General features: G+C 70.2%; 1 protein-coding gene. It reads right to left on the bottom strand.

Features of this window, described 5'->3' with window-relative positions:
* Positions 1 to 4: 4 nt before the first annotated feature.
* On the bottom strand, positions 5 to 928 hold the full coding sequence (gene prpB, locus M0638_RS28445; RefSeq protein WP_248670327.1) for a methylisocitrate lyase: 924 nt from the start codon (positions 926 to 928) through the stop codon (positions 5 to 7).
* Positions 929 to 930: the final 2 nt, after the last annotated feature.

Below are 930 nucleotides of genomic sequence, written 5' to 3'. Positions count from 1 at the left end.
CCGGTCAGTCGCGCTGCGGCATCGCCTCGGGCACGACGGTCTTCACCAGGGTCGCGTCCAGCGCCTCGTACTCGTCGTAGCGGATGGTGGCGTACAGCTCCTTGCGGGTCTGCATCCGCTCCACCATCCGGTGGGTGCCGCCATTCTCGCGGATCGAGGCGTAGAGCTCCTCGATCGCCTTGTTGGCGACGCGCATGGCCGAGACCGGCCAGATCACCATGGCGTAGCCCATCGCCTCGAACTCCTGTGCCGTGAAGAAGGGCGTGCGGCCGAACTCGGTCATGTTGGCCAGCAGCTTCACCCCGGGCATCCGGCGGGCGAACTCGCGGAACATCTCGGCGGTGTTCAGCGCCTCGGGGAAAATCGCGTCGGCGCCGGCTTCCAGATAGAGCTTGGCGCGCGCCACGGCGCCGTCCATCCCCTCGCTCGCCGCCGCGTCGGTGCGGGCGATCAGGTAGAGGTGCCGCCGCGCCTTGCGCGCCGCCGCCACCTTGGCCGCCATGTCGCGCGCATCGGCCAGCTTCTTGTCGTTGAGGTGCCCGCACTTCTTGGGCAGCAGCTGGTCCTCCAGGTGCACGGCGCCGGCGCCCGCATCCTCGAAGGCGCGCACCATGTGCATCACGTTCAGCGCCTCACCGTAGCCGGTGTCGCCGTCCACCAGCGCCGGCAGGCCGGCGGCGCGCACGGTCTGGCGGATGTACCAGCACACGTCGTCCACCGTGATCATGCCGAGATCGGGCAGGCCCATGGTGGCGGTCATCGCGGCGCCGGACATGTACACCGCCTCGAACCCCGCCTCCCTGGCCAGCAGCGCCGACATGCCGGTGTAGGCGCCGGGAAGCCGCAGGATGCCGGGGCGCTCCAGCAAGGCGCGGAAGCGGTCGCCGGCCGGTTCGGTCGGCAGGTCGGATCCGATGACGTAGGGCATGC

This window comes from Roseomonas acroporae (genome assembly GCF_023223525.1).
Lineage (GTDB): Bacteria > Pseudomonadota > Alphaproteobacteria > Acetobacterales > Acetobacteraceae > Roseomonas_E > Roseomonas_E acroporae.
The sequence above is the reverse complement of the archived record's forward strand: the minus strand, read 5'-3'. Positions and strand labels throughout refer to the sequence as shown.

Excerpts from the sequence above, each read along its gene's own strand:
- prpB (WP_248670327.1), bottom strand. The coding sequence starts at position 928 with ATGCCCTACGTCATCGGATCCGACCTGCCGACCGAACCGGCCGGCGAC.